Genomic DNA, 6,480 nt, shown 5'->3' with positions numbered 1-6,480 from the left:
GCCCATTTGAATGTATGGTCAGCCCAGTTTTTGCAACCTCAAATTTCGATGCAGACAAAAGCATGCACTAATGTATCCGGACTCTGATTGAGGAGAACTTCCTCACGTCCACGATGAAAATTCGCGCCCCACGCTCCTCAAAACTGTCGCGGCTACGAAAGCCCATTCAAATGTCAGGTTCGTCGCGAGGCCGATTGCAGTTGTCGTCATCTACATTTGTTGTCGCAAAAGCAGGAAGCTGGTGAAACCTACTGAACAACGCGTTGCGGGTGAGGAACGTATGCCGTTTTGCTACACAGCACCGCCCACGCAATCCGCGCCAGCTTACTTGCCAGCGCACAGGCCACAACACTGGAATGTCGGCGCTGCAGGAGTTGCCGAACCCACAACGCCATGGCATCGGTTCGTTTATCAATATGCATCATGATCGATCGGGCACATTGAACCAGCAGCGTCCGTAAATGCTTGTCCCCGCGCTTCGATATGCCCAACAGCGTCGATTTGCCACCCGTGCTGTATTGGCGCGGCACCAAACCAAGCGACGCGGCAAATTCGCGGCTAGTTCGGTACTGCTTGGCATCTCCGGCTTGTGTTGAAAGGACACTCGCCGTAATGGGGCCGATACCTGGAATAGTCAGCAGCCGTTGTGCAGCCTCGTCTTCGGCCAGCAACGCTTTCAATGCACGTTCAATCATCTGGATTTGCTCATTGAGATACAACACATGATCCCGGAGCTGTTCCAGCAACACGATCAGACGGGGCGGTAATGCATTCGCTTCCAACACTGCAGGCAGCTTCCGGATTGCCGCAGGCCCGCGACTAATCGCGATCCCGAATTCAACCAAATAGGCATGGATCTGGTTGTGTGCCGACCCACGATTGCGAATCAGCATTTCTCTCGTCCGGTGTAATGCCGACACCGTCTGCTGGTGCTCGTTCTTGGCAGGTGCAAAACGCATGGTCGGGCGGGAAGCCGCTTCGCAGATTGCTTCTGCATCGACAAAATCGTTTTTGTTTCCCTTGACGAACGGTTTGACGTACTGGGGCGCAATCAGCCGAACATCGTGCCCAAATTGCGCAAACTTCCGCGCAAGGAAATGCGCGCCAGCGCAAGACTCCATAACGACTCGGCAGATTGGCGTGTTGGCTACGGTTTGAATGAGCTGGGCGCGATTCAACTTCTTCCGCCAAAGCTGATGTCCGGCCTTGCTCTGCGCATGAACATGAAAGGTATGCTTGCCAAGATCAATTCCCAACAGTGCGACGGGTTCCATGACGACTCCGACAGGTAGTTGAAAAGGCTAGCGTACCCCCGAGGGGCGGGCTGACCATATCATTACTGACGCACGAACTCCTCCAGATGGTGCTGCACCACTCTATATAGATTGACCAACTCGCCATTGATGTCATTGAGCACTTCGGTCGCGGCCGAGACCGGCCGCAGGAAGTACAACGCCGCGCCACCACAGAACACCTCGACATAGCATTCGTGTGGAGGGAACAGGGGGATGAGTTGATTAGCTAGGCGTCGTTTGCCGCCCAACCACGGAATGATGGGACTGCTGTCCATCGTTAACTCCGGGGCAGGAGGCTCGCAGGCTTTCGGGTTCGGGGCACGCGGCCCTCAAATGATTGATTGCCCGGCAACGCGGGCATTTGATTTCAAGCTAGCTGTACTGGCCCTTGGCCAGCAGTTTGCGGCAACTACCACAGCGGATGTCGTTCATGAGTGAGCCGTTCTAACGGTTGTGCTAGGCTTCGCGCCCTCTCTGCAGAGAGGAAGCAGCCTTGGCTTGGCTCACTGACTTACGCAGTGGGTTGGGTGGCCGGCTTCGGTGTTAGCGCACTGAAACCGGCCGCTGTTCTCTTTCGCCACTATCTCGCATCAGCTCATCCAGCAGCATCCCGCAACGCTTCAGTAGCATTGCGCGTCACACATATATCTAAATTGTAACGGCCCCAAAGGGGCCGCCACTTAGTCAATCTGCATGACTTGATTATTCAAGTTCTTCGGACTCACTTTCACCGACATAGTCCCTTGAACATATTTTTCTTTTTAATGCGACTTGCAACAACCCTAATACACTGCCGCCGACTTTCCTTTCTAACTCAACCACATCCATTTTCATCATTTCATCACTGGGCACTTGAATAACGACAAATAAGTCACCCGTTACACGGCCAGCTTCTCTGGTTCCAATGCAAAATGAATCAGAATCTTCATCAAAAAATGCTACGACCTCGCTACTCATTTGGGGCAGTCTCCATTTTTACAATTTTTCAGGCAATTATTCCGCCGCGTCAGCGCTACAGCATAGCAAACGCTACCTGCCGCTTTGTTCCAAAGTAACGACGCAATTTTGCACTCAGCAACTTCTCGCTGATAGGCCAGCTCGCATTCTTTCTTACAATCCCCACCACCGCCCGAGGATGAAGCCCCTGCGCCGGCTGCAGGGTTGATTCGATCATCTACCACGGATGGAGGCACGACCGTTCCGATGTCGTCCCATACTCCGCCACTCGAACCGGAGTTTTGATTGTTATTCGACATCGACCAAAGCCCGCCAATTAATGCAGCGGCAGCTTCGCACCCACCTCCTGCGCACAGGCCTGGGATTGCTAGCAATGGAACGATCAAACCATTCTTGTCGGTGTATTTTGTCGGTTCATTACCCGCATATGTATATGTTGAATAAGACCCACCCTTTAAGCCAATCGGATCACTTGTCGTGTAACGCCCCAGAACAGAGTCGTAGTCCCGGAAGTAGTTGTAATGATGCCCCGTCTCCACATCGTAATACTGCCCTGGGAAGCGCAAATTATAGATAAATTGCTGACCAAGATTGCTCGGGTCTTGGTTCGGCAAGCTATTACCAAACGCTTCGCCATCCCAGCGCCAAACCACAGCATTGCTGATCGGATCGGTGACTTGGCGCGGCGTGCCGAGCTGGTCTGCCCACACGTAGTACACCTTCGGATTGGCAGGGTCGACGGTCGGCCGAATAGTGGCAATCGGCAGATCACCTAGCCACACCGTTTCCTGAATCGCCTTGCCGCTGGCGTCGTATTCGCCCAGCAGGTGGCCGGCTTCGTCGTACATAAAGCGGATGGTGCCGTTGGCGTTGGTCTTTTGGACACGTTGGCCGAGGGCGTTGTAACTGTATTGCGTGACAGCGGTTCCAACTTGCACCTGACTCAACCGGCCGGCGTTGCTGTAGGTGCTGATGATGTTGCCGGATTGGGTCTGATTGCCGGCCGCATCATATTGGTACGTTGCGGCGTTGTTGCCGGTGGTGTTGAGCAGCTTGTTGCTGGTTGTGTCGTACTGAAAGTAGGTCGCGTTGCGGCCATTGCTGGCGTAATCACGATTGCCGTTCTTGTCATAGCCGTAATAAAAGGTGACCCCGCCTACATTGCCAACCAAGAGCTGGTCCATCACGTCGTAACGGAGACTCTGGTTCAACGAGCTGTGCGTAGTGTCATTGATGGTGCTGACATTACCGACGTTGTCATAGCTGTTCACGCGGACGGTATCGCCGAGCTTCAGGCCGGCAATGCGGCCGGTGCTGTCGGCGGCTCTCGCCCAGGTTTGCCCGTTGGCCCACGTCCAACTTTGTGCACCAATGCTAGCTGACCAGACGATGTTATTGGCGAGCGGCTGGCCGTTTACGGTCACGCTGACGAGGGTGGCCTTGTTCCAGCCATAGGTCACAATCACGCCAGACGGGTAGGTGATGGTCTGGATGTGATTGCCCGGCAGCCAGCTGTAGCCAACTGTTTGCGTGAGGGCATTGCCGCCGACATTCGCTGTGCGGCTGACTTGGGTGGTGCGCCCTTGGGGGTCGTAGCTGTAACTGGTGCTGCCATCCGCATCGGTGAAGCTACCCAGCTTGCCGATGCCGTTGGCCGCAGTGTCATAGCTAAAGGTCTGCGTCTGGTCGCCGTAGGTGATGTTGATGACGCGGTTCTGGTTGTCGTACTGGTATTGCGCGGTTTTGCCACGTGCATCGGTCTTTTGGGTGGTGTTGCCAGCAGAATCTTTGACGTAATTCGTCGTGCCGCTATCCGGGCTGACCAACTTGAGCAGGTTATCGAGGCCATCGTAGGTGTAGCTGGTGGTGAAACCTTCCGGGTCGGTGACGCTGACCAAGTGATTGTTGGCGTCGTAGCTGAAGATGGTGACGTTGCCGGCCGGATCGGTTTGCTTGCTGAGACGATTCAAGGCGTCATAAGCATATTTCGTCACGTGACCAAACGCATCGGTCTTGGTCAGGCGGTTGCCGTTGGCGTCATAAGTAAACGTCGTCTGGAAGCCATTGCCGTCCATGATGGTGATTAGCCGGCCCAAAATGTCGTAGCTGTAAAAAGCGCTGACGATGGGAACATGTGTCGGAACGATAACAACGGGGGTGGGCGTTGGTATCGGTGCCGGCGATGGTACTGGCGACGAGGTCGGTGTCGGGCTTGGAACCGGCGACGGTACTGGCGACGAGGTCGGCGTCGGGCTTGGAACCGGCGACGGTACTGGCGATGAGGTCGGCGTCGGGCTTGGAACCGGCGACGGTACTGGCGATGAGGTCGGCGTCGGGCTTGGAATACGCGACGGTACCGGTGATGCGGTCGGCGACGGGCTCGGCACGGGGGACGGCACAGGCAAAGACGTCGGTGTTGGGCTCGGAACCCGCGACGGTATCGGTGAAGCCGTCGGCGTCGGACTTGGCACGGGGGACGGTACCGACGACGGGCTTGGTAAAGGTGACGGTACGGGCGACGAGGTCGGTGTAGGACTTGGTATAGGTGATGGCACCGGCGAAGACGTCGGTGTTGGGCTTGGAATTGGTGTCTTCGATGGGACCGGCGTCGGTGCGGGAGCCGGTGTCACGCTAGGCTTGGGCGTCGGGTGTGTGGTCGGGGTCGGCGTATGGTGGTGGTCGTGATCCCTATCGTGATCTCGATCCTGGTCGCGATCATCATCCCTATCATGATCGTCGTCGCGACACTCCCCACCTTTCTTCCACAGCGATGCAGCTTCAACTGGATTCCAGCCGGCGCCGATATAGGCCGTGTGTTTCACCGCAGCGATGTAGACCTTGCCTTTGTAACGAACGAGTTGGCCTGCGTTGTACTCGAACCCTTCTTTCCATTCAGCACAACGTTCGGCAGGTGATTCCTCGCGATTTTGTACTTGCCACAGGTCGGGGGTGGCTTGCGGGTTCCATCCCGCGCCTCGGTGGGCGGTGTGGGCTTGCAATGCTTTGTAGGTGCGCCCGTTGTAAATCACCTGCTGCCCTGCTTGATAGGACGTGCCGTCCTGCCAAGTCGATGGCGCGGTGTCCGCCCAAGCCATGTGGGTTGGGACGCCGATCAGCAGACCAGCAATGAGGGTCGCCAGCGTCGTGCGGCCGAATTGTCGCGTTTTCATTTTGATTGACTCTCGAATTATTGCGGCAAGGCCGGCGTAGCTGTCGTGGTTTGACTGGCGACTTGTTGCAGGCTTGCGGCCAATTGCCCGGCCGGGTCGCTATGGTCTTCGCGGAGCTTGTTGCTCATCGCGTCGAGGGTGTAATTGATGCTGTTGCCGTGGCTATCGACAATTTGCGTCAACCGATGCGCCGGGTCGTAGCTATAGGTCACGGTGGAGCCATCAGGCAGCCCAACTTGCAGCAGCTGGCCGACCAGGTCGTACTGGAACGACGTGGTTTCCGTGCCATCGTTGCGGCTGGTCAGGCGATTGCGGGCGTCATAGCTGAATGACGTGACCTTGCCGTTCGGGTCGATCATGGACAGCAGGTTGCCGTGGGCGTCATAGCTGGTGAACTTGGTGACCTTGCCGCTAGGGTCGATTTGCGTCGCCAAATTGCCTTGGGCATCGTAGGTGTACTGGCTGGTATTGCCATTCGGATCAGTGGATGAGGTCACTTGGCCGGCGTTGTTGTATACCCAGCTCCAGACCTTGGAAACATTCCCCGCCGTGATGGTTTTCGCGATCAGATTGCCATTGGCATCATATTGAAAGGTGGTGGTTCGATTTGGTTCGGTGATTTGCGTTGGCAAACGATAGCTCGGGTGCCAAGCCGTAGTGATGGTGCGAGCTTGCGGAGTACCAGCTGCTTCGATACGGCCGGTTTCGAGATTGCGGGCTTGGTCGTATGCATAGGTCGTTGTAACGCCATTGAAATCGGTGCGACTCGCCACATTTCCGTTCGCGTTATAGGTCGTTGCATTCGACGCGTTCAGATTCCCGGCCCCACCGGGCTGGGTTTGAACAATCGGTTTGGCAACGCCAAGCACATTCTGGAATGTATAGTTGCGTTGTGCACCGAGCGGATCGGTGACAGTAGCTTGGGTGTTAACACGCGTAATATCGGTGAAGCTCACAACGTCGTAATGCTCAACCTTGCCTGCATGCTCGGTGGAGGTGGCTTTGCCAGCGCTGTTGTATGTATAGGTAGCAAAGCGCACGCCGTTTTCGTCGGTAAT

General features: G+C 56.0%; 5 protein-coding genes and 4 pseudogenes. 2 read left to right on the top strand and 7 right to left on the bottom strand.

Annotated elements, in window-relative coordinates; translation table 11 throughout:
• Positions 1-248: 248 nt before the first annotated feature.
• The 5 genes and pseudogenes from BR41_RS21525 to BR41_RS21510 all read right to left on the bottom strand — a co-directional run.
• Positions 249-1,274 carry an IS110 family RNA-guided transposase gene (locus BR41_RS21525; RefSeq protein WP_035060105.1) on the bottom strand — a complete coding sequence of 342 codons (1,026 nt, stop codon included), beginning with the start codon at positions 1,272-1,274 and terminating at the stop codon, positions 249-251.
• Positions 1,275-1,339: 65 nt separating this feature from the next.
• Positions 1,340-1,570 (bottom strand): annotated as a pseudogene (locus BR41_RS21520) (DNA adenine methylase); the annotation flags it as partial.
• Entirely contained in the window at positions 1,518-1,661 is a 144-nt protein-coding gene (locus BR41_RS25640) for a Com family DNA-binding transcriptional regulator (RefSeq protein WP_084187519.1), read from the bottom strand. The gene BR41_RS25640 and the pseudogene BR41_RS21520, both read right to left, overlap by 53 nt.
• Positions 1,662-1,997: 336 nt before the next feature.
• Positions 1,998-2,252: a hypothetical protein gene (locus BR41_RS21515; RefSeq protein ID WP_035061449.1), complete on the bottom strand. Its 255-nt coding sequence runs from the start codon at positions 2,250-2,252 to the stop codon at positions 1,998-2,000.
• Positions 2,249-4,351: pseudogene (locus BR41_RS21510) on the bottom strand (RHS repeat-associated core domain-containing protein); the annotation flags it as partial. The gene BR41_RS21515 and the pseudogene BR41_RS21510, both read right to left, overlap by 4 nt.
• A 25-nt stretch (positions 4,352-4,376) precedes the next feature.
• Here BR41_RS21510 and BR41_RS24765 point away from each other — a divergent pair.
• A complete protein-coding gene (locus tag BR41_RS24765) occupies positions 4,377-4,937 on the top strand; it encodes a hypothetical protein (protein ID WP_035061456.1) in 561 nt (186 codons plus the stop codon).
• Positions 4,922-5,167 carry a hypothetical protein gene (locus tag BR41_RS24760; protein WP_035061446.1) on the top strand — a complete coding sequence of 82 codons (246 nt, stop codon included), beginning with the start codon at positions 4,922-4,924 and terminating at the stop codon, positions 5,165-5,167. Before BR41_RS24765 ends, BR41_RS24760 begins: the two co-directional genes overlap by 16 nt.
• Here BR41_RS24760 and BR41_RS25635 read toward each other — a convergent pair.
• Together BR41_RS25635 and BR41_RS21495 are read right to left on the bottom strand one after the other, a co-directional pair.
• Positions 5,072-5,347: pseudogene (locus BR41_RS25635) on the bottom strand (carbohydrate-binding protein); the annotation flags it as partial. The gene BR41_RS24760 and the pseudogene BR41_RS25635 sit on opposite strands and share 96 nt — an antisense overlap.
• A gap of 92 nt (positions 5,348-5,439) precedes the next feature.
• Positions 5,440-6,480 (bottom strand): annotated as a pseudogene (locus tag BR41_RS21495) (hypothetical protein); the annotation flags it as partial.

Source organism: Andreprevotia chitinilytica DSM 18519, from assembly GCF_000711875.1.
Classification (GTDB): Bacteria; Pseudomonadota; Gammaproteobacteria; order Burkholderiales; family Chitinibacteraceae; genus Andreprevotia; species Andreprevotia chitinilytica.
The sequence above is the reverse complement of the archived record's forward strand: the minus strand, read 5'-3'. Positions and strand labels throughout refer to the sequence as shown.

Excerpts from the sequence above, each read along its gene's own strand:
- BR41_RS24760 (WP_035061446.1), top strand. The coding sequence starts at position 4,922 with ATGGTGGTGGTCGTGATCCCTATCGTGATCTCGATCCTGGTCGCGATC.
- BR41_RS21525 (WP_035060105.1), bottom strand. The coding sequence starts at position 1,274 with ATGGAACCCGTCGCACTGTTGGGAATTGATCTTGGCAAGCATACCTTT.
- BR41_RS21515 (WP_035061449.1), bottom strand. The coding sequence starts at position 2,252 with ATGAGTAGCGAGGTCGTAGCATTTTTTGATGAAGATTCTGATTCATTT.
- BR41_RS24765 (WP_035061456.1), top strand. The coding sequence starts at position 4,377 with ATGGGAACATGTGTCGGAACGATAACAACGGGGGTGGGCGTTGGTATC.